We start from the raw sequence: 18,881 nt of genomic DNA on the forward strand, positions 1-18,881 counted from the left end.
TGAAAGTTTTTTAAGTTCGGTTTTCGAACTGAAGTTTTGGCCTGAATATTTCATGACCGGCGCGGCGAATTAGTGCCTTGTTTGGCTGGCCTGCGGGCGTTAGTTCTAGGGCGCAATTTCTCAGCAGGAGCCCTCTCATGTCGAAACTGGTGACGATTTATGGCGGATCGGGATTTGTCGGTCGCTACATCGCGCGGCGCATGGCGAGAGAGGGGTGGCGTGTGCGGGTGGCTGTACGACGCCCGAACGAAGCCATGTTCGTGAAACCCTACGGCGCCGTGGGACAGGTTGAGCCTGTGCTGTGCAATATCCGCGATGACGCCTCGGTCGCGCTGGCAATGCAGAGCGCCGATGTCGTGGTGAACTGTGTGGGTGTGCTTAATGAACTGGGCAAGAACGCGTTTGATGCCGTTCAGACCGAAGGGGTCGAGCGTATTGCGCGCTTGGCCGCACAGCAGGGCATTGGTCGAATGGTGCATATCTCGGCTATTGGTGCAGATGCAAACGCGGCCAGCGATTATGCCCGGACCAAAGCGCTGGGCGAGGCGGGTGTGCTGAAGCACATGCCGGATGCGGTGATCCTTCGCCCATCTGTGATCTTCGGTACCGAGGATCAGTTCTTTAACCGATTTGCCGGGATGACTCGCATGGGTCCGTTCCTGCCGGTGGTTGGTGCTGAGACCAAATTCCAACCCGTCTACGTGGACGACGTGGCCCAGGCAGCGGTCAAAGGTATTCTGGGGCAGGCTGAGCCGGGCGTGTACGAGCTTGGCGGGCCGGAAGTGAAAACCTTCCGCGCCCTGATGCAACAGATGCTTGAAGTGATCCACCGGCGGCGCATCATTGTCGGTCTGCCGTTCTTTGCTGCCCGGATTATGGCGGGCGTGCTGGATATTGCGAAATTCGTCAGCTTCCAGCTGTTCCCGAACAACATTCTGACCCGCGACCAGGTCAGGAATCTGCGTCATGACAACGTGGTATCTGACGGGGCCAAGTCCTTTGCGGATCTTGGCATTGCGCCGACCACTCTGGAATCGGTGCTGCCGGAATATCTTTGGAAATTCCGCCCATCGGGGCAGTATGACGACATTCAGAACTCGGCGAAAAACCTGCGTATCTGATCAGCTGTAGGCCATGAACAACAATGCCGCGCCCAGTATGACGCGGTAGATCACATAGGGCGTGAAGCTGACACTGCGCAGCAGTCGCATCATAAGGCTAAGCGCCAGAAGTGCCGAGACAAAAGCAAATGCCGCGGCAATGGCCCCGTCCCGTGCCAGTTGCGCATCAGCGTCGCGTATCACATCCAGTGTCAGCAGTGTGCCTGAGGCCAGAATGGTTGGGATTGACATAAGCATGGCAATCCGTGCGCCGTCTGCTCGGGTATAGCCCAGTTGACGTGCTCCTGTAATGGTGATCCCGGATCGCGATGTTCCGGGGATCAGCGCAAGAACCTGCCACAGCCCCATGATGAAAGCATCGCGCACACCCCAATCAGACGCCCCTTTCGTCTGGGGGCCTTTCTGGTCAATCCAATAAAGCAGCAGGCCAAAGCCCAGCATTGTCCATCCGATTACAGCGATCGAACGCATGGCCTCGCTTAACCCGGTCAGATGCAGGATCAGACCTGCAATCACGGTTGGAATTGTTGCAATGATGAGGCCCAGAGCCAAACGGGCCTGCGGCGTATCTGTCCGGCCGGTCAAGGCGCGCGGCAACCCGGCAAGGGCCTGCCTCACATCCGTCCAGAAATACAGAACGACCGCTCCGAGGGTTCCAACGTGCACCGCGATGTCTATGGCTTGACCCTGATCCTGAAGGCCTGACAAATTCGGCAGCAGGATCAGGTGACCCGAAGACGAAATGGGCAAAAACTCAGTTATTCCCTGAATGATTGCCACGAGAATCAGGTGGAAGAGACTCATCTGCCCTGCCGTGCTGTCGCCACGATTTTCTTGTTGTGTATGGCTATAAGGGCAGTGGGGAAAAGGAAAGCCTTCATATAGGTCCGGATCGTACCTAAAATTCCCTCCATTATTTGCCGATTTCGAGCGGGAGGGCGAAAAATTCTCATATTAGGTCAGCATATATGACTTTTCATCCGTTTGCGCATCGCATAAAGAAATCGAACCAAGCCAATTCATGGAGTCTGACCCGTGGCCAAGCAACCGATGCTGAAATTTGTGCAGATCGACCGCGTCATGCCGGAAAAGCGTGCCGCCAATGACCGCAGAGAAGACTTTAACGAGATCTATGCAGAATTCGCTGCCGAGAAAGCAGCAGAACAGGCCAGCCGTTGCAGTCAATGCGGTGTGCCTTACTGCCAATCGCACTGCCCGGTGCATAACAACATTCCCGACTGGTTGCGGCTGACTGCAACCGGACGATTGGAAGAAGCTTACGAAACCAGCCAGGCGACAAACACCTTCCCCGAGATTTGCGGCCGCATCTGCCCGCAGGACCGTTTGTGCGAAGGAAATTGCGTGATCGAACAATCCGGTCATGGAACAGTTACCATCGGAACGATCGAAAAGTACATTACCGACACGGCGTGGGAAAAAGGCTGGGTCAAGCCAGTGGTCCCTGCGGCAGAGCGCCGTGAAAGCGTCGGCATCATCGGTGGTGGGCCGGGCGGTCTTGCCGCGGCAGACATGCTGCGTCGGGCCGGTATTCAGGTCACGGTCTATGACCGCTACGACCGTGCGGGTGGGTTGCTGATGTATGGCATTCCGGGCTTCAAGCTTGAAAAAGAAGTCGTCCAGCGGCGCAACGACCTGTTGGCTGACGGCGGTGTCGAGTTCGTTTTGAACTGCGACGTGGACGCTGCCAAATTCGCGGAAATTCACGCCAAGCATGACGCGGTCATCATCGCGACGGGCGTTTACAAGTCGCGGGATCTGTCCATGCCGGGCAGTGGTCTTGCCGGGATCGAGAAGGCAATCGATTTCCTGACCGCATCAAACCGAAAAAGCTTTGGTGATGCTGTTGAGGATTTCGACAACGGACGGCTGAATGCCGAGGGCAAGAAGGTTGTCGTGATCGGTGGTGGTGACACCGCGATGGATTGTGTGCGCACATCGATCCGCCAGGGCGCGACGTCAGTCAAATGCCTGTACCGTCGTGACCGGGCTAACATGCCGGGTTCGCAGCGCGAGACACAGAATGCCGAGGAAGAAGGCGTGGTATTCGAATGGCTCAGTGCACCCAAGGGGTTCACGGGCGACGACAAGGTTTCCGGCGTGATGGTGCAGAAAATGCGCCTGGGGCAACCCGATGCATCCGGTCGCCAGGCCCCCGAAGTGATCGAAGGCGCGGATTATGTCGAGGACGCCGATCTGGTGATCAAGGCATTGGGGTTTGAGCCCGAAGACCTGCCAACGCTGTTCGGGCAGCCCGACTTGCCCGTCACCCGATGGGGAACGGTCCGGGCAGCATTCCAGACCGGGGAAACCGAAATGGAAGGTGTGTACGCAATTGGCGACATCGTGCGCGGTGCTTCGCTGGTTGTATGGGCGATCCGTGACGGGCGCGACTGCGCCGACGCGATCATCGACCGGTTTAATGCCAAGACTGCCGTCGCAGCGGAATAACCCCAGCTTTCAGGAGGGTTCGAAATGTCGGAACTTCAAGGCCAATGCATGTGTGGTGCGGTCACTGTAACAGCTACACCGGCGCGGGATGCGCTGGGGGCGTGTCACTGTGACCAATGCCGTCGGTGGACCAGTTCGATGCTGGTGACGTTTCAGGCGAAAGAAGGCTATGCCGCGCTAGGCCCGGTCAAGACATTTACCTCGTCCGACTGGGCAGAACGTGCCTTTTGCGACGAATGCGGATCCTCGCTCTGGTACCGGATCACGCTACCGGGTGAGATGCACGGACAGACACAAATGGCGGCTGGCCTGTTTGAAAATGCAACAGGCAACCCGCTGAAACTTGAACTTTATATCGACAAAAAGCCCGAGGGATACGCGTTCGCAGGCGAACGTCGGCAAATGACCAAAGCCGAGGTCGAAGCCATGTATTCCCTCTCTGACGAAGGAGACAGCCAATGACCAAATATGATGCCGATTGGGTGCGGGCAGAAGAAGCAAAACGCAAGTGGATGGCCGAAAATGGTCTCTACTCCGAGGCAGAAGAGCATTCTTCGTGTGGTGTGGGCCTTGTTGTGTCCGTGGATGGCAAACGGTCTCGCAAGGTGGTGGATGCCGGGATTGATGCCCTGAAAGCAATCTGGCATCGCGGAGCCGTGGACGCGGATGGCAAGACCGGCGACGGCGCGGGCATCCACGTGCAGATTCCAGTTCCCTTCTTCTATGATCAGATCCGCCGCACGGGCCACGAACCAAAGCTGAATGAACTGATTGCAGTTGGTCAGGTCTTCCTGCCCCGCACCGATTTTGGCGCACAGGAGCGGTGCCGGACTATCGTCGAAAGCGAAGTTCTGCGTATGGGCTATTACATCTATGGCTGGCGACACGTGCCTGTCGATGTGACTTGCCTGGGGGAAAAGGCCAATGCAACCCGACCCGAGATTGAGCAGATCCTGATCTCGAACTCCAAGGGTGTGGACGAAGAAACTTTTGAGCGCGAACTCTATGTCATCCGTCGTCGCATCGAAAAAGCGGCCTTGGCGTCGGGCATTTCGGGCCTTTATCTTGCGTCGCTGTCCTGCCGGTCGATCATCTACAAGGGCATGATGCTGGCTGAACAGGTCGCTGTATTCTATCCCGATCTGATGGATGACCGCTTTGAATCGGCGTTTGCGATTTACCACCAGCGGTATTCCACGAACACCTTCCCGCAATGGTGGCTGGCACAACCATTCCGCATGCTGGCCCATAACGGCGAGATCAACACCCTCAAGGGCAACGTCAACTGGATGAAAAGCCATGAAATCCGGATGGCTAGCGGAACTTTTGGTGACTATGCCGAAGACATCAAGCCGATCATCGCTGGTGGTTCGTCAGATTCCGCCGCATTAGACTCGGTTTTCGAGGTGTTGGTGCGTGCGGGGCGGTCGGCCCCGATGGCGAAAACCATGCTGGTTCCGGAAAGCTGGTCCAAGCAGGCGGTCGAGCTGCCGCAAGCGTGGTGCGACATGTATTCCTACTGCAACTCGGTGATGGAGCCATGGGATGGTCCGGCCGCGCTGGCGATGACCGATGGACGCTGGGTTTGCGCTGGTCTGGACCGGAACGGGCTGCGCCCCATGCGGTACGTCGTGACTGGCGATGGCCTTGTCATCGCAGGGTCGGAGGCCGGAATGGTGCCGATCAACGAAGCCACCGTGACCGAAAAAGGCGCATTGGGGCCGGGTCAGATGCTGGCGGTCGACATGAAAAAAGGCAAGCTGTACCGCGACACCCAAATCAAGAACAAACTGGCCAGCGCGCTTCCATTCGGCGAATGGGTTGGCAAGATAAACGACCTGGACGAAACGCTTGCGGGTGTGACCGAAGCTCCGATCTTTGCGGGTGGCGAGTTGCGCAAGCGCCAGATTGCTGCGGGATACTCGGTAGAAGAGTTGGAACAAATCCTTGCTCCGATGGCGGAGGATGGCAAGGAAGCCTTGGCATCCATGGGGGATGATACGCCCTCGGCCGTTTTGTCAAAACAATACCGCCCGCTGAGCCATTTTTTCCGTCAGAACTTCAGCCAGGTGACCAACCCGCCGATCGACAGCCTGCGTGAATACCGCGTGATGTCGCTGAAAACCCGGTTTGCCAACCTCAAGAACGTGCTGGACGAAGACAGCAGCCAGACCGAGATCGTGGTTCTGGAAAGCCCCTTTGTCGGCAACGCGCAATGGGACAAACTGGTTGAGAACTTTGATGCGCCGCTGGCGGAAATCGACTGTAGCTTCGAGGCTGGTCAAGGCGCATTGAGCGAAGCTTTGGCCCGTATCAGAGCCGAATCCGAAGAGGCGGTGCGATCTGGTGCCGGGCATATTGTCCTGTCTGATATGCGGTCGGGCGAGGATCGGATTGCGATACCAATGATCCTCGCGACCAGCGCTGTGCATTCCCATTTGACGCGTCAGGGTTTGCGGACCTTCTGTTCGTTGAACGTTCGTTCGGCCGAATGTGTGGACCCGCATTACTTTGCCGTTCTGATCGGATGTGGTGCGACTGTGGTGAACGCCTACCTGGCCGAAGATTCTTTGGCCGACCGCATCGACCGCGGTTTGCTGGACGGAACCCTGACAGAAAACGTCGCGCGCTATCGCGAGGCGATTGATCAGGGTCTGTTGAAGATCATGGCCAAGATGGGCATCTCGGTCATTTCGTCCTATCGCGGTGGTCTGAACTTTGAGGCCGTCGGCCTCAGCCGTGCCATGGTGGCCGAGTATTTCCCCGGTATGACGAGCCGGATTTCCGGTATCGGTATCAAAGGTATTCAGGCCAAGGCCGAAGAAATCCATGCCAAGGGTTGGAACAGCGGTCTGGATGTACTGCCCATCGGTGGTTTCTACAAGGCGCGTAAGTCAGGTGAGACCCACGCGTGGGAAGCGACCTCGATGCACATGATGCAGATGGCCTGCAACAAGGCTTCGTATGAGCTGTGGAAGCAGTATTCGGCCAAGATGCAGTCGAACCCGCCAATTCATCTGCGCGATCTGATGGATTTCAAACCGTTGGGCAAGCCGGTGCCGATCGAAGAGGTGGAATCGATCACCTCGATCCGCAAACGCTTTGTCACGCCAGGTATGTCGCTGGGTGCATTGTCGCCCGAAGCGCATAAAACACTGAACGTGGCGATGAACCGGATCGGTGCGAAATCCGACAGTGGCGAAGGTGGCGAAGATCCGGCACATTTCGTGCCTGAACCCAATGGCGACAACCCTTCGGCCAAGATCAAACAGGTGGCTTCGGGCCGGTTTGGCGTGACTGCGGAATACCTCAACCAGTGTGAAGAGCTTGAGATCAAGGTCGCTCAGGGTGCAAAACCCGGCGAAGGTGGTCAGTTGCCAGGTATGAAGGTCACCGACCTGATCGCGCGCCTGCGCCATTCGACCAAGGGCGTGACGCTGATCTCGCCGCCGCCGCACCACGATATCTATTCGATCGAGGATCTGGCGCAGCTGATCTACGATCTGAAGCAGATCAACCCGCGCTGCAAGGTGACGGTCAAGCTGGTAGCGTCCTCGGGCGTTGGCACGATTGCTGCCGGTGTAGCCAAAGCGAAAGCGGATATTATCCTTATTTCGGGTCACAATGGCGGTACAGGCGCGTCGCCTGCGACCTCGATCAAATATGCCGGTTTGCCGTGGGAGATGGGTCTGACCGAGGCGCATCAGGTTCTGGCGATGAACAACCTGCGGGATCGCGTCACCCTGCGGACCGACGGTGGTCTGCGTACCGGGCGCGACATTGTCATGGCCGCGATGATGGGGGCCGAGGAATACGGCATCGGTACCGCCGCGCTGATCGCCATGGGCTGTATCATGGTGCGTCAGTGTCAGTCGAACACCTGTCCGGTGGGCGTGTGTACGCAGGATGAATCCCTGCGCGCCAAGTTCACCGGCAATGCGGACAAGGTGGTGAACCTGATCACTTTCTATGCCCAGGAAGTGCGAGAGTTGCTGGCCAGCCTCGGTGCGCGCTCGGTTGACGAGATCATCGGCCGAGCCGACCTGTTGGCTCAGGTCAGCCGGGGATCGGCGAATCTGGACGATCTGGACCTCAATCCGCTGCTGATCACTGTCGATGGGGCACATAACATCGTCTACAACCGCGACAAAGAGCGCAACGCGGTGCCGGATACGCTGGACGCCGAAATCGTTCGTGATGCGGCCCGGTTCCTGAAGGATGGTGAAAAGATGCAGCTGTCTTATGCCGTGCAGAACACGCACCGGACCGTTGGAACCCGTGTGTCCAGCCATATTGTGCAGAATTTCGGGATGCGGAACACCTTTCAGGACGACCATCTGCATGTGAAGTTGCAAGGCTCTGCCGGGCAATCGCTGGGAGCTTTTGCGGCCCCGGGTCTGAAGCTGGAAGTGTCGGGCGATGCCAATGACTATGTCGGTAAGGGCCTGTCCGGGGGTATGATCGTCGTGCGCCCACCGCAGGTCAGCCCGCTGAAAGCAGATGACAATACGATCATTGGCAATACGGTTCTCTATGGGGCCACTGATGGGTATCTGTTTGCCGCCGGTCGCGCCGGTGAACGGTTCGCGGTGCGGAACTCTGGCGCCAAGGTTGTTGTCGAGGGGTGCGGTTCCAACGGGTGTGAATACATGACCGGCGGTGTCGCTGTTATCCTTGGAACGATCGGAGCCAACTTTGGTGCGGGCATGACAGGCGGAATGGCCTATCTGTATGATCCCGAAGGCAAGGCAGAGGCGCTGATGAACAGGGAAACGCTAGTCACTTGCCCGGTCACTGTGGACCACTGGGAAGAGCAGTTAAAAACGCTTATCATGCGTCACGCTTCTGAATCACAAAGCCGCAAGGCTGCTGATATTCTTCAGCATTGGGATGTGGAAAAAGGCAACTTCCTGCAGGTTTGCCCGAAGGAAATGCTGAACAAACTTAGCCACCCACTGAGTGTTGAAGTCAAAGCAGTTCCGGCGGAATAAGCCGAAACTTTTTACCTCGCGAAACCCCGCGTGTCATTTGCACCACGCGGGGTTCGTATATTAACGACGTTTCAGTGCAGATCTTGCCCGTTTATCCGAAAATCGCCAATCTTTCTTCACACTCAGGCGATAATCATGGGCCAATCTAGGCACCAGATGATAAGCAGACAGGGGCAACCGGATGCCAACACCGTATCAGGATCAGTTTTATACTTTCGATCCAGCAAACCCGCCGCCTGCGGGAACGGCTGTCGCGGTTAGCAGTTTCACTTTGATCGATGCAGATGATGACAACGAAATTGATGCACCGAGTGGTGATACAGTCAATGGCCAAGACGTTACGAATTCCTGGCCAGGAGACACTGTTACCATCAACGTCGCGGGCGTCGGGAATGTAACCTATACCGGCACCACGTTTTATCTGGCTGATGGATCTCGGGTTTTTACACCGACAGACGGCCAGGTCTTGCAGCCGGGAACATTTGTTTCAGCCACCTTCGTCAACACACAGGGGCCGCTGAATGTCGGCAATTTGGGCCCGCCCTGTTTTACGCGGGGCACCATGATAATGACCCCGGATGGGGAACGCGCGGTGGAAGATCTTAAGGTCGGTGATCTGGTCACGACCGTGGATCATGGCCCTCAGCCTTTGATCTGGGTTGGGCGTACAGTGGTAGCCGCCGAAGGAAAGCTGGCCCCGATCCGGTTTGAGGCCGGAGTGTTCGACCTGGATCGTCCGCTGCTTGTTTCGCCTCAGCATAGGATGCTGATTGAAGACTGGCGAGCCTCGTATCTGTCCGGGCACGCTGAAGCGCTGATTCCGGCACATGCTCTGGTCAATGGAAAAACGGTGACCCGCGTGGAAGGCGGTGAGGTGGAGTATTTCCACCTTTTGTTCAAGCAGCACGAGATCGTCATCGCCAATGGTGCCAAAAGCGAAAGCTATTATCCGGGGCATGCGTTGTCGGCCTCGGACCGCGAAACGCAGAGCGAGGTCCTGCATCTGTTCCCTGAACTGGCAGGTCATGATCCGATGTCGGTAGAAACCGCACGCCCGGTTGTTCACCCGCGCGAAGCGCGCGCCTTCGCAATTTAGGCCGTTTCAAACCCGGACCGCGCGTCGTATAGCTGAAGTATGGCGAAGAAAGCAGCCCGCAAATCAAGCGGTAAGAAAAACAAGGCATCCAGCAGGAAATCACCAACGGTGCGTCAGATACGCCGTTGGCTGACTCGTGCGGTTGCGGCAATTGCAGGAGCTTTGCTTGCGATAATCCTGTTGTATTCGGTTGTGAACCCACCTGTAACCCATACGATCTGGTCAGAATGGCGCCGATTGGGAAAGGTTGAGCGTGAATGGGTACCGATCGAGGACATGGCCCCGATCATGGCGCGATCGGTTGTGGCAGCAGAGGATGCGAATTTCTGCCTGCATTGGGGATTTGATGTAGAGGCCATTCGAGATGCGCTTGAGGATGGCGGAAATCGCGGCGCCTCGACCATTACACAGCAAGTGGTAAAGAACGTATTCCTTTGGCAGGGGCGCAGTTGGATACGCAAGGCGCTGGAAACTTCAATCACACCTGTGGTCGAGATTTTCTGGAGCAAGCGGCGCATCCTTGAGGTCTATCTGAACGTTGCCGAAACCGGGAATGGCGTTTTTGGGGTCGAGGCTGCCGCGCAACAGTATTTCAACACCAGCGCATCGAAACTGACCCCAGTTCAGGCAGCGCGGATTGCCGCCATTCTGCCGTCACCGCGCAACAGGTCAGTCACAGATCCGACGGCGCGTACGCGCAGACGGGCGGCATCTATTCTGGATGGGGCGGCCACCATCCGCGCAGATGGTCGCGCAGATTGTTTCGAGGATTGAAACCCGTCGCCTGCCAAGGCTAAATCTGTCGGGTACTCACTGGTTCGATTGGAAGCCCATGGCGCGTTTGTTTCATGTTCCCCTCTCTCCGTATTGCCGCAAGGTTCGGCTGTCTTTGGCGGAAAAGAAGATCGAGGTTGAGCTTGTCGAAGAGCGATACTGGGAGCAGGATCCCGACTTTTTGCGCCGAAACCCTGCGGGTAAAGTACCAGTATTGCGTCTGGACGGACAAATGATGTCGGAAAGCGCGGCGATCTGCGAATATATTGAGGAAACCCGCCCCGAACCATCATTAATGCCAAAAAGTCCCGAAGCCCGATACGAAGTACGGCGCCTTGTCGGTTGGTTTGACGACAAATTCCATCATGAGGTGACGTCGAAGCTGCTGTACGAACGGGTGAACAAAAAAGTGACGGGTCAGGGCTATCCTGACAGCAAGAACGTCAAACAGGGTGCCAAAGCGATCAAGTACCATCTGGATTATATGGCATGGCTGTTGGATCACCGCCGGTGGTTGGCCGGTGATCAGATGACACTGGCTGATTTCGCGGCAGCGGCGCACCTGTCGTCGCTGGACTATATCTCGGATGTGGATTGGAACCGCAGTCAGGTGGTCAAGGACTGGTATGCGAAAATCAAATCGCGCCCTGCGTTTCGCTCTATTCTTGCGGATCAGGTGCCGGGTTTCCGGCCGCCGCCCCATTACGCGGATCTGGATTTCTGATAGGGTGCGCCCGGGGGGCTGTCTGCCCCCCATCGCGCATCTGCGCGATTCCCCCCGAGGATATTTTTAACCAGATGAAGAGCGGATCTGATTTGAAGGAAAAGCTGGTACAGCAGGCCCTTGAAGAAGGGTTTGTTGCGTGCCGTGTCTGCCGCCCCTGGGATGTTCCAAAAGTTCCCGAGCGTTTGGCAGCGTTCCTGGACGCAGGGTATCATGGGCAGATGGGATGGATGGCCGAGCGGACGCATTGGCGCGGTGATCCTGCGGCCCTTTGGCCCGAGGCGCGATCAGTGATCATGCTGGCCGAGAGTTACACGCCGGAACATGATCCTACAGACGTCTTGAAGCAACGCGGCCACGGGGCGATTTCTGTCTATGCGCAGAACAAAGACTATCATGATCTGGTCAAAAAGCGACTGAAGCGCCTGGCGCGGTGGCTGATTGCCGAGGCGGGCGGCGAGGTTAAGGTGTTTGTTGACACTGCACCCGTGCCGGAGAAAGCCTTGGGGCAGGCCGCCGGGTTGGGCTGGCAGGGGAAACACACGAATCTGGTCAGCAGGGAGTGGGGTAATTGGGCCTTTATAGGGTCTGTTTTTTCAACTTTGGATATACCCGCGGATCCCGCTGAGATTGATCGCTGCGGGTCTTGTCGGGCCTGTTTGGACAGCTGCCCCACGGACGCCTTTCCGGGCCCGTATCAGTTGGACGCACGGCGGTGCATTTCCTATCTGACAATCGAGCATAAAGGCCCTGTGAAGCCTGAGCTTCGCAGAAAGCTGGGCAATCGAATCTACGGCTGTGACGATTGCCTTGCGGCTTGCCCGTGGAACAAGTTTGCGGTTGCCGCAAGCGACCTGCGCTATGCAGCGCGCGAAGATCTGGCGGCGCCTGCGCTGGAAGAGCTGGTGGCGCTTGATGATACTTCGTTCCGAGCGAAATTCTCGGGCTCACCCATCAAACGGATCGGGCGCGACCGGTTTGTGCGCAACGTGCTTTATGCCATTGGAAACTCGGGGCAGTCGAAACTGAGGGCCGCGGCCCAAAGTTTGACAGATGACCCAGATGAAACCGTGGCCGACGCAGCGCGCTGGGCGGTGGAACAACTTTCATAATTGCCGCAAACAGGCTGGACGTGTCGGCCCCAATCGCTACACCAATCTGCAGCGAACAGTAAGGAGAACCCGATGGCGCTGGCTTTGGGGGTGGATACGGGTGGAACCTATACCGATGCGGTACTGATCCGGGATGAAAAAGAGGTAATAGCCTCGGCCAAGTCCCTGACCACACGTGCGGATCTGGCAATTGGTGTAGGCAAGGCGATTTCTGCCGTTTTGGAGCAGGCAAAAGTTGCGCCGGATCAGATTTCAATGGCCTCTTTGTCCACTACATTGGCGACAAATGCCTTGGTCGAAGGGCAGGGCGGGCGCGTTGCATTGATCTATATCGGGTTCAAAGACAGCGACCTTGAAAAGCACGGTTTGAAGGACGCGTTAAAAGGGGACCCGGCCCTGGTTATGTCTGGTGGGCATTCCCATTCTGGCAGCGAAGCTGCACCATTGGATGTTGCCGCGCTGGAGCAGTTTTTAGACACTCACAAGGGGATTTCAGGCTTTGCCATAGCCGCTCAGTTTGCCACCCGTAATCCCGCGCATGAACTTGAAGCCGCGCGAATCGTTTCGGAAAGAACCGCGGCTCCGGTAACATGTTCGCATCACTTGTCGGCAAAGCTGAATGGGCCGAAACGCGCCGTGACGGCAGTGTTGAACGCGCGGCTGATCGGGATGATCGACCGTTTGATCGGGCGGGCGCAGGACCGGCTGCGCGAGTTGGGGATTATGGCCCCGATGATGGTTGTTCGCGGTGATGGGGCGTTGATGAGTGCTGAACAGGCGCGTGAACGCCCCATTGAAACGATCCTGAGCGGACCTGCCGCGTCAATTGTCGGCGCGCGCTGGTTGACTGGCGCAGAGAATGCGTTGGTGTCGGATATTGGCGGTACGACAACTGACGTGGCGTTGATCCGTGACGGTAAGCCCGCGATCGACTCGGCAGGGGCACAGGTAGGTGGGTTCCGCACCATGGTCGAGGCAGTTGCGATGCGCACCCATGGCCTTGGAGGCGACAGTCAGGTGCATGTCGTTACCGAGGGATTGCAGGGCGGTGTGTTTCTGGGGCCGCGCCGCGTTCTTCCGGTGTCCCTGATCGCCTCGGAAGCGCCCGAGATCGTTCATGCCGTTTTGGACGAGCAATTGCGGGCCACGACGGTGGGTGAGCACGATACGCGCTTTGCCCGACGCGTGCCGGGAATACGTGACGACGGTATAGATGTGCGCGAAGAAGCCCTGTTGGAGCGGTTGGGAGATCAGGTTCTGCCGATTGGTTCCTTGCTTAGGTCCCGAATGGAAAGCGGCGCATTGACCCGGTTGGTGGATCGCGGGATCGTTCAGATCTCGGGCGTGACGCCGTCGGATGCCAGCCATGTACTGGGGCGGGTGGATGCCTGGGATGCTGAAGCCGCCCGTAAGGCACTTGAATTGGTCGCGCGCAAACGGGTCGGGTCCGGGGATATGTTGGCAAGTTCCGCCGAGGCGCTGGCGCAAATGATCGTGGACCAGTTGACGGAACAGACCAGTTTGATCTTGTTAGAGGCTGCTTTTGATGAGGAACCGAACAGTTTCGGGCTGCCGCCACAGGAGTTGGCGCGGCATGTCCTGACACAGCGCGGATTGGCGCGGCATCGCGGTTTGTTGTCGCTGACCGCAGCTCTAAACGTTGATGTTGTGGGGCTTGGGGCATCAGCCCCCAGCTATTACCCGACGGTTGGTGAACGGCTGCACTGCCGGATGATCCTGCCGGAACATGCGGGCGTAGCCAATGCGATTGGCGCCGTCGTGGGACGGTTGACCTTACGGCGATCGGGCACGGTGACAAGCCCTGCCGAAGGGCGGTATCGTGTACATCTCGAGGGCGGGCCCAAGGATTTTTCCGCATCAGAAGACGCGTTGGCTTTGCTGGAAAATGTTCTGAGGTCGGAAGCTGAAGGTGCGGTGCGCGAAGCCGGTGCAGAAGATATCCGCGTGATCGTGGATCGCGACATCAAAACCGCGCGGGTCGAGGCCAATGATGTGTTTGTCGAGGCAATGATCACGGTCGAGGCAAGCGGGCGACCGCGGGTTGCGACGGGCTAGCCCCTCTGACTTGTACAGAGGGGCATGGCAGGTGGTGCATTATTCTGCGGCGCTGGCACGTTTGGGAAGAACCCAGCCCTGGCGCGGGAAGTGGCAGGTATATCCGTTCGGGATGCGCTCAAGATAATCCTGATGCTCGGGTTCGGCCTCCCAGAAATCGCCGACGGGTTCGACTTCGGTTACGACTTTTCCCGGCCACATGCCGCTGGCATTCACATCTGCGATAGTATCCAGCGCAGTTGCTCTTTGGGCTTCATCGACGTGGTAAATCGCGGAACGATAGCTCATGCCTCGGTCGTTGCCTTGCCGGTTCACCGTGGTCGGGTCGTGAATCTGGAAGAAAAATTCCAGCAGGTCGCGGTAACTGATCTGCGACGGGTCAAACCAGATCTCGATCCCTTCGGCGTGGGTGCCATGGTTGCGATAGGTTGCGTTGGGCACATCGCCTCCGGTGTAGCCCACCCGGGTTCGCAAGACGCCCGGCAGCTTGCGGATCAGGTCCTGCATACCCCAAAAGCAGCCTCCGGCCAGTACAGCACGTTGTTCAGTCATTGGATTTCCTCCACGTGGATCAGGAATTCGGCGTAACCTTCAGCCTCCATCTCATCCCGATGGATGAACCTGAGCGAGGCCGAGTTGATGCAATACCGCAGGCCACCATGTTCTCGCGGGCCGTCGGGGAAGACATGCCCCAGATGGCTGTCGCCGTGTTTCGAGCGAACCTCGGTCCGGATCATACCATACGTCGTATCGCGAAACTCCTCCACATGCTCGTGGAGGATCGGCTTGGTGAAGCTGGGCCAGCCACATCCGGATTCGTATTTGTGGGTCGAAGCAAACAGCGGCTCGCCTGACACGATGTCCACGTAGATGCCCGGTTCCTTGTTCCCCAAATACTTGCCTGTCCCCGGTCGTTCGGTGCCGTTGCGTTGGGTGACATGAAACTCTTCGGGCGAAAGCGCCGCGATAACCGTGGGGTCTTTGGTGTAGCGTGTCATGGATCCTCCGGCTGATTTGACGTTTGAGCCATTATCTGGGGGCTGCAGGGTAGAAAGCAAAGCGATATTTCAAACAGCTCTCACAGTCGTGCAGTCGGTCAGACGCAAACATTTGGGTCCTTGCTTTAGGCCGAAGCCGTTTTGCCAGAAGGTTGGCGTGACAGCTGAACCGCAAGAATACCCAGCGTCGTGACGGTAACGCCAATTGCGTCCATCGCGCCCAGTTTTTCGCCCAATAATATGGCCGCAATCGTGACACCAAATACCGGGTTCAAAAAGTGGAACGTGGCTGCGCGGATCGCGCCGATGCGATCCAGAAGAAGGAACCAGATCAGCGTGGCCAGCAGCCCAGGAAACAGGGTTGTGTAAGTGAACGCCAATGCCAGTGGCAGCGTCGGGTGGATGTAAATGGTCTCAAAGATCGGAGCGGCCACGAACAACGTGGCGGAACCTACAAGCATCTGCAGGCCCACGACCATCATGAAATTGCCGCCTGAGGTTGCGCCGCGAACCGCGAGGGTGGCAAAGGTCAGCGCCAAAGCTCCGATGCCGCATAGCGCGACGCCGAACATGTCGACACCAGAACTGATCCGGCTGCTCATGATCAGGGCGACGCCGGTGAATCCGGCAAACAAACCCAAAATACCGAGAGGGCGCAGTTTCTCGCCAAAAATAAGCCACCCTGCCAGTGCCACCAGCAAGGGCATTGTGGACGCGATAATCGCCGCAACCGAAGCCTCGACCGTTTGCATCGCGTAAAAATTCAGACCCAAATACAGGGCATTTTGGCAGATACCGAACAGAATTGTCGCCCGCCATTGGTTCCGAGTCAGGTGCCAGCTTTGCCCCATCGCCCGGGCAATCAGAACCCCCAGAACCCCTGAGATCAAAAACCGCAGAGCCAGCGAAAACAAAGGAGAGGCGTCTGCCACTATGATCCGCGCCGAGGTAAAGGCGGACGACCAGATCAGGGCAAATGTCAGCCCCATGGCTATGGCGCGCAGATCCATGGAGACCCCCTGTCACTTTGCGCGGACTGTCCCCGATTTTGTGATCGGTCGCAAGCGCTGCGCGTCATAAAAGACGCATATGTGATGACAAGAAAGTCGCCCTTACGTTTTCGTTGATTGACTGACCAATTAAAGCTATCAGCTCCGGGATCTGACATATCAAGGGAGGGTTGTCGGTGCTTCTGGAATACATTCTATCTTTTGGCGTCCTACTGGCGTTGGGCCTGGTCGCGTTCTTCGTCGTGAAATGGTGGAACCTGCGCTGCGTTGGCGTGACACCTGTTCACCTTTTCACATTCATCGCGATCCTGTTTACGTCCGGTCTGGATGTTGGCCTGATCATGTTCCCGTTGACAGAATTTGGTGGGTATGCCGAAGATCCGGCATATGCCTTTGCTAATCCACTGGCGATCGAATTCGGTTTCTGGGGTTTTCTGATCTGGGCGTTTTACTTCCTGACAGCCTTCTATTTCTGCGTGATCGAACCGCGCGTGAACTTCTTTGAGATCCCGCTGGTCAAACTGATCAACAACGTGGTCATTATTGGCACCTGCGCCTTTACCGCCAGCCTGTTCCTGATCTACCTGCCTGGCTACCTGCCAGAGGTCGGAGATGGCGAATCTGTCGTTACCACCTTCTACGTCATCGTGTTTGTAGTCATATTGGCGGCGGCATACTCGTCGACCGACCTGAAATATGTGCGGATCCTGTCGGTGGGCTCGACCTTCCTATTCATGGCGCTAATCTTGGGAATGTGGGCGGCCGCTGGTATGGGAATGACCGGGTTTGTCGAAACCGGCAGTAACATTGGCGCCTATTTCACCAATATGCACAAATTTGTCCTGCCGCTGACTGACTACCATGCCTTCTACCTGTTCTGGTGGTTTGCGTGGTCAATCATGATTGGCCAGTTTACTTCGCGCTTTGTGGGCGGGTTGAAGACTTGGCAGTTGCTGGCGGCGTTGCTGATCTTCCCGTCGATCCCGCTGGGGATCTGGTTCACCGTTCTCTACTACTATCATCTGAACGGTATCAGCACCGCAGGGATCACCAATATCGCGATGGTAATCGTGGGCGTGACCTTTGTGATCAACTCGCTGGACTCTCTAATTAGGCTCTATACGGACAACCTGAACATGACCGCCGAGCGGTTTGGCAAGGCGACCTATGTCGCCGGCAACGTCGCGCTGCTGTTTGTCCTGACCCTGCTGTTCCAGAGCCAGTGGCTGCAAATCCAATGGATCGGAGCCGTCGTAGTCGGTCTCTACCTGGCTTGTGTGGTCTATATCCTTGTCACCAAGCGCAAAGAAGTGATGAGTATCGACGCCATGCCGGAAGATCGTGATCTGGACTTCCACAAGGTTGAGACGATTCACTGATTGTTTCTAACCTACCAAAACAAAAGCGGGCCTCGACATCGGGGCCCGCAGCCGTGTTTTGGCGCTGCCCGGTTCGCGCCTCATTCCGTGTCGAGACGATATTTGAGGAAGCTGTGGCCAGAGTAGTCTACTTGCCCAACAAAATACGCGCCGAGTTTAGTCATTGCGCGCAGTTTCGTGCGTGAGGGCGGCAGCAAGAATGTCACGAATGGAATACGATTGTCCTGCTTTGCGAATGCGATGGCCTGACGCGCTATTTTGGCACCCAGTCCAAATGCACTGGGCTTCAGGACCAGCCCGAAATCCCACTCTTCACCTTCTTTTTGAAAACCGCCCCATCCCACATATTGTCCGCGGTGCAGAATTGCCCAATGACCAAGGCCGTCCCGCGCCCAACACGACTCTTTCGCGTGAATGAAACCGGCGACTGTTTCCTCATCCCAATCCTGCGTCAGGAGAGGCATGTGTTCGGCAAGAATTGGATTTCTCATATGCGCCAGTATCTCAGGCGCTGAGACGAGGGGCAGTCGCGTGAAGGTAATATCCTGTTCCATAGAACTGGGATTTAGCGGGCCGAGCAGGAAATCAAAGGGTTGTCCGAAAAAAACGTGCCAAGGACATCCAGTGCTGAATTGTAGCCTTTAGTCACAACCTAATGCCTTATGACTTAGTTACGCGGGCCGTAGGATGTGAAGTTCAGGCACAAAAAAAGGGGCCGCGTAACCGCCACCCCTTTACATGGTTCCAAGCGCTTTGGATCAGCCGTTCACGCTGTCTTTCAGTGCTTTCGCGATGGTCATTTTCACAACCTTGTCGGCTTCTTTGGTGAAGGTCTCACCGGTTGCCGGGTTGCGGACTTGACGCTCGGGGCGTTCGCGGCAGTAGATTTTGCCGACGCCGGGCAGGGTTACTGCACCACCTGCGGAAACTTCACGCGTGATCAGGCCGGTGATGGCCTCAAGCGCAGAGTTCGCGGATTTCTTATCGGTTCCCATTTCCTCAGCGAGAGCAGCTACCAGCTGAGTCTTTGTCATAGGTTTTGCCATTTCTTGGTCTCCTTAACGTGCCCGATCTATAGGGCCTCACCGCGTAACTGTAACGGGATATTGTGGCCAAACACAACGAATAGTA

General features: G+C 56.9%; 16 protein-coding genes. 10 read left to right on the forward strand and 6 right to left on the reverse strand.

All coding sequences use genetic code 11. The features are described 5' to 3' along the window. The first annotated feature begins 137 nt into the window (after positions 1-137). On the forward strand, positions 138-1,121 hold the full coding sequence (locus ACR3FC_RS09865) for a complex I NDUFA9 subunit family protein (RefSeq protein ID WP_480474589.1): 984 nt from the start codon (positions 138-140) through the stop codon (positions 1,119-1,121). Here the strand turns inward: ACR3FC_RS09865 and ACR3FC_RS09870 are convergent, their stop codons facing one another. Continuing rightward, entirely contained in the window at positions 1,122-1,925 is an 804-nt protein-coding gene (locus ACR3FC_RS09870) for an undecaprenyl-diphosphate phosphatase (RefSeq protein WP_480474591.1), read from the reverse strand. A 231-nt stretch (positions 1,926-2,156) separates the two neighbouring features. On the opposite strand from ACR3FC_RS09870, the gene ACR3FC_RS09875 reads away from it, so the two are divergent. The 8 genes from ACR3FC_RS09875 (at position 2,157) to ACR3FC_RS09910 (ending at position 14,363) form a co-directional block, all read left to right on the forward strand. Next, on the forward strand, positions 2,157-3,590 hold the full coding sequence (locus ACR3FC_RS09875) for an NAD(P)-dependent oxidoreductase (RefSeq protein WP_480474593.1): 1,434 nt from the start codon (positions 2,157-2,159) through the stop codon (positions 3,588-3,590). Between the two features lie 24 nt (positions 3,591-3,614). Next, complete coding sequence (locus tag ACR3FC_RS09880) at positions 3,615-4,052, forward strand: GFA family protein (RefSeq protein WP_480474595.1); 438 nt, start codon at positions 3,615-3,617, stop codon at positions 4,050-4,052. Further along, a complete protein-coding gene (gltB, locus tag ACR3FC_RS09885) occupies positions 4,049-8,581 on the forward strand; it encodes a glutamate synthase large subunit (protein WP_480474597.1) in 4,533 nt (1,510 codons plus the stop codon). The genes ACR3FC_RS09880 and gltB overlap by 4 nt, the downstream gene beginning before the upstream one ends. 181 nt (positions 8,582-8,762) lie before the next feature. Continuing rightward, on the forward strand, positions 8,763-9,677 hold the full coding sequence (locus ACR3FC_RS09890) for a Hint domain-containing protein (protein ID WP_480474599.1): 915 nt from the start codon (positions 8,763-8,765) through the stop codon (positions 9,675-9,677). A 39-nt stretch (positions 9,678-9,716) separates the two neighbouring features. Next, positions 9,717-10,451 (forward strand): monofunctional biosynthetic peptidoglycan transglycosylase, encoded by a 735-nt coding sequence (mtgA, locus tag ACR3FC_RS09895; RefSeq protein WP_480474601.1) that lies wholly within the window; start codon positions 9,717-9,719, stop codon positions 10,449-10,451. Between the two features lie 58 nt (positions 10,452-10,509). Next, positions 10,510-11,175 carry an FtsZ-binding protein FzlA gene (fzlA, locus tag ACR3FC_RS09900; protein WP_480474603.1) on the forward strand — a complete coding sequence of 222 codons (666 nt, stop codon included), beginning with the start codon at positions 10,510-10,512 and terminating at the stop codon, positions 11,173-11,175. A gap of 74 nt (positions 11,176-11,249) precedes the next feature. Next, on the forward strand, positions 11,250-12,287 hold the full coding sequence (queG, locus tag ACR3FC_RS09905; protein WP_480474605.1) for a tRNA epoxyqueuosine(34) reductase QueG: 1,038 nt from the start codon (positions 11,250-11,252) through the stop codon (positions 12,285-12,287). A gap of 72 nt (positions 12,288-12,359) precedes the next feature. Further along, positions 12,360-14,363, forward strand: a complete 2,004-nt coding sequence (locus ACR3FC_RS09910) for a hydantoinase/oxoprolinase family protein (protein ID WP_480474607.1) — start codon at positions 12,360-12,362, stop codon at positions 14,361-14,363. Positions 14,364-14,402: 39 nt separating this feature from the next. On the opposite strand, the gene msrA is transcribed toward ACR3FC_RS09910, so the two are convergent. From msrA to ACR3FC_RS09925, 3 genes are all read right to left on the reverse strand, one after another. Further along, the gene (gene msrA / locus ACR3FC_RS09915) at positions 14,403-14,915 is read right to left on the reverse strand and encodes a peptide-methionine (S)-S-oxide reductase MsrA (RefSeq protein WP_480474609.1); all 513 of its coding nucleotides are present in this window, start codon (positions 14,913-14,915) and stop codon (positions 14,403-14,405) included. Beyond that, positions 14,912-15,361, reverse strand: a complete 450-nt coding sequence (msrB, locus tag ACR3FC_RS09920; protein WP_480474611.1) for a peptide-methionine (R)-S-oxide reductase MsrB — start codon at positions 15,359-15,361, stop codon at positions 14,912-14,914. The genes msrA and msrB overlap by 4 nt, the downstream gene beginning before the upstream one ends. 125 nt (positions 15,362-15,486) lie before the next feature. Beyond that, entirely contained in the window at positions 15,487-16,371 is an 885-nt protein-coding gene (locus ACR3FC_RS09925; protein WP_480474612.1) for a DMT family transporter, read from the reverse strand. 182 nt (positions 16,372-16,553) lie between these two features. Here ACR3FC_RS09925 and ACR3FC_RS09930 point away from each other — a divergent pair, with 182 nt between their 5' ends. Beyond that, positions 16,554-17,750, forward strand: a complete 1,197-nt coding sequence (locus ACR3FC_RS09930; protein WP_480476874.1) for a BCCT family transporter — start codon at positions 16,554-16,556, stop codon at positions 17,748-17,750. 80 nt (positions 17,751-17,830) lie between these two features. Here the strand turns inward: ACR3FC_RS09930 and ACR3FC_RS09935 are convergent, their stop codons facing one another. Next, positions 17,831-18,304 (reverse strand): GNAT family N-acetyltransferase, encoded by a 474-nt coding sequence (locus ACR3FC_RS09935; protein WP_480474614.1) that lies wholly within the window; start codon positions 18,302-18,304, stop codon positions 17,831-17,833. A gap of 204 nt (positions 18,305-18,508) precedes the next feature. Beyond that, complete coding sequence (locus ACR3FC_RS09940) at positions 18,509-18,796, reverse strand: HU family DNA-binding protein (RefSeq protein ID WP_117871130.1); 288 nt, start codon at positions 18,794-18,796, stop codon at positions 18,509-18,511. Between the last annotated feature and the right edge of the window lie 85 nt (positions 18,797-18,881).

The organism is Ruegeria sp. AF3 (assembly GCF_056536285.1).

What these genes read in the sequence shown, in the direction of transcription:
- ACR3FC_RS09865 (WP_480474589.1), top strand. Translation starts at nt 138, where the DNA reads ATGTCGAAACTGGTGACGATTTATGGCGGATCGGGATTTGTCGGTCGC.
- ACR3FC_RS09870 (WP_480474591.1), bottom strand. Translation starts at nt 1,925, where the DNA reads ATGAGTCTCTTCCACCTGATTCTCGTGGCAATCATTCAGGGAATAACT.
- ACR3FC_RS09880 (WP_480474595.1), top strand. Translation starts at nt 3,615, where the DNA reads ATGTCGGAACTTCAAGGCCAATGCATGTGTGGTGCGGTCACTGTAACA.
- gltB (WP_480474597.1), top strand. Translation starts at nt 4,049, where the DNA reads ATGACCAAATATGATGCCGATTGGGTGCGGGCAGAAGAAGCAAAACGC.
- ACR3FC_RS09890 (WP_480474599.1), top strand. Translation starts at nt 8,763, where the DNA reads ATGCCAACACCGTATCAGGATCAGTTTTATACTTTCGATCCAGCAAAC.
- mtgA (WP_480474601.1), top strand. Translation starts at nt 9,717, where the DNA reads ATGGCGAAGAAAGCAGCCCGCAAATCAAGCGGTAAGAAAAACAAGGCA.
- fzlA (WP_480474603.1), top strand. Translation starts at nt 10,510, where the DNA reads ATGGCGCGTTTGTTTCATGTTCCCCTCTCTCCGTATTGCCGCAAGGTT.
- queG (WP_480474605.1), top strand. Translation starts at nt 11,250, where the DNA reads ATGAAGAGCGGATCTGATTTGAAGGAAAAGCTGGTACAGCAGGCCCTT.
- ACR3FC_RS09910 (WP_480474607.1), top strand. Translation starts at nt 12,360, where the DNA reads ATGGCGCTGGCTTTGGGGGTGGATACGGGTGGAACCTATACCGATGCG.
- msrA (WP_480474609.1), bottom strand. Translation starts at nt 14,915, where the DNA reads ATGACTGAACAACGTGCTGTACTGGCCGGAGGCTGCTTTTGGGGTATG.
- msrB (WP_480474611.1), bottom strand. Translation starts at nt 15,361, where the DNA reads ATGACACGCTACACCAAAGACCCCACGGTTATCGCGGCGCTTTCGCCC.
- ACR3FC_RS09925 (WP_480474612.1), bottom strand. Translation starts at nt 16,371, where the DNA reads ATGGATCTGCGCGCCATAGCCATGGGGCTGACATTTGCCCTGATCTGG.
- ACR3FC_RS09935 (WP_480474614.1), bottom strand. Translation starts at nt 18,304, where the DNA reads ATGGAACAGGATATTACCTTCACGCGACTGCCCCTCGTCTCAGCGCCT.
- ACR3FC_RS09940 (WP_117871130.1), bottom strand. Translation starts at nt 18,796, where the DNA reads ATGGCAAAACCTATGACAAAGACTCAGCTGGTAGCTGCTCTCGCTGAG.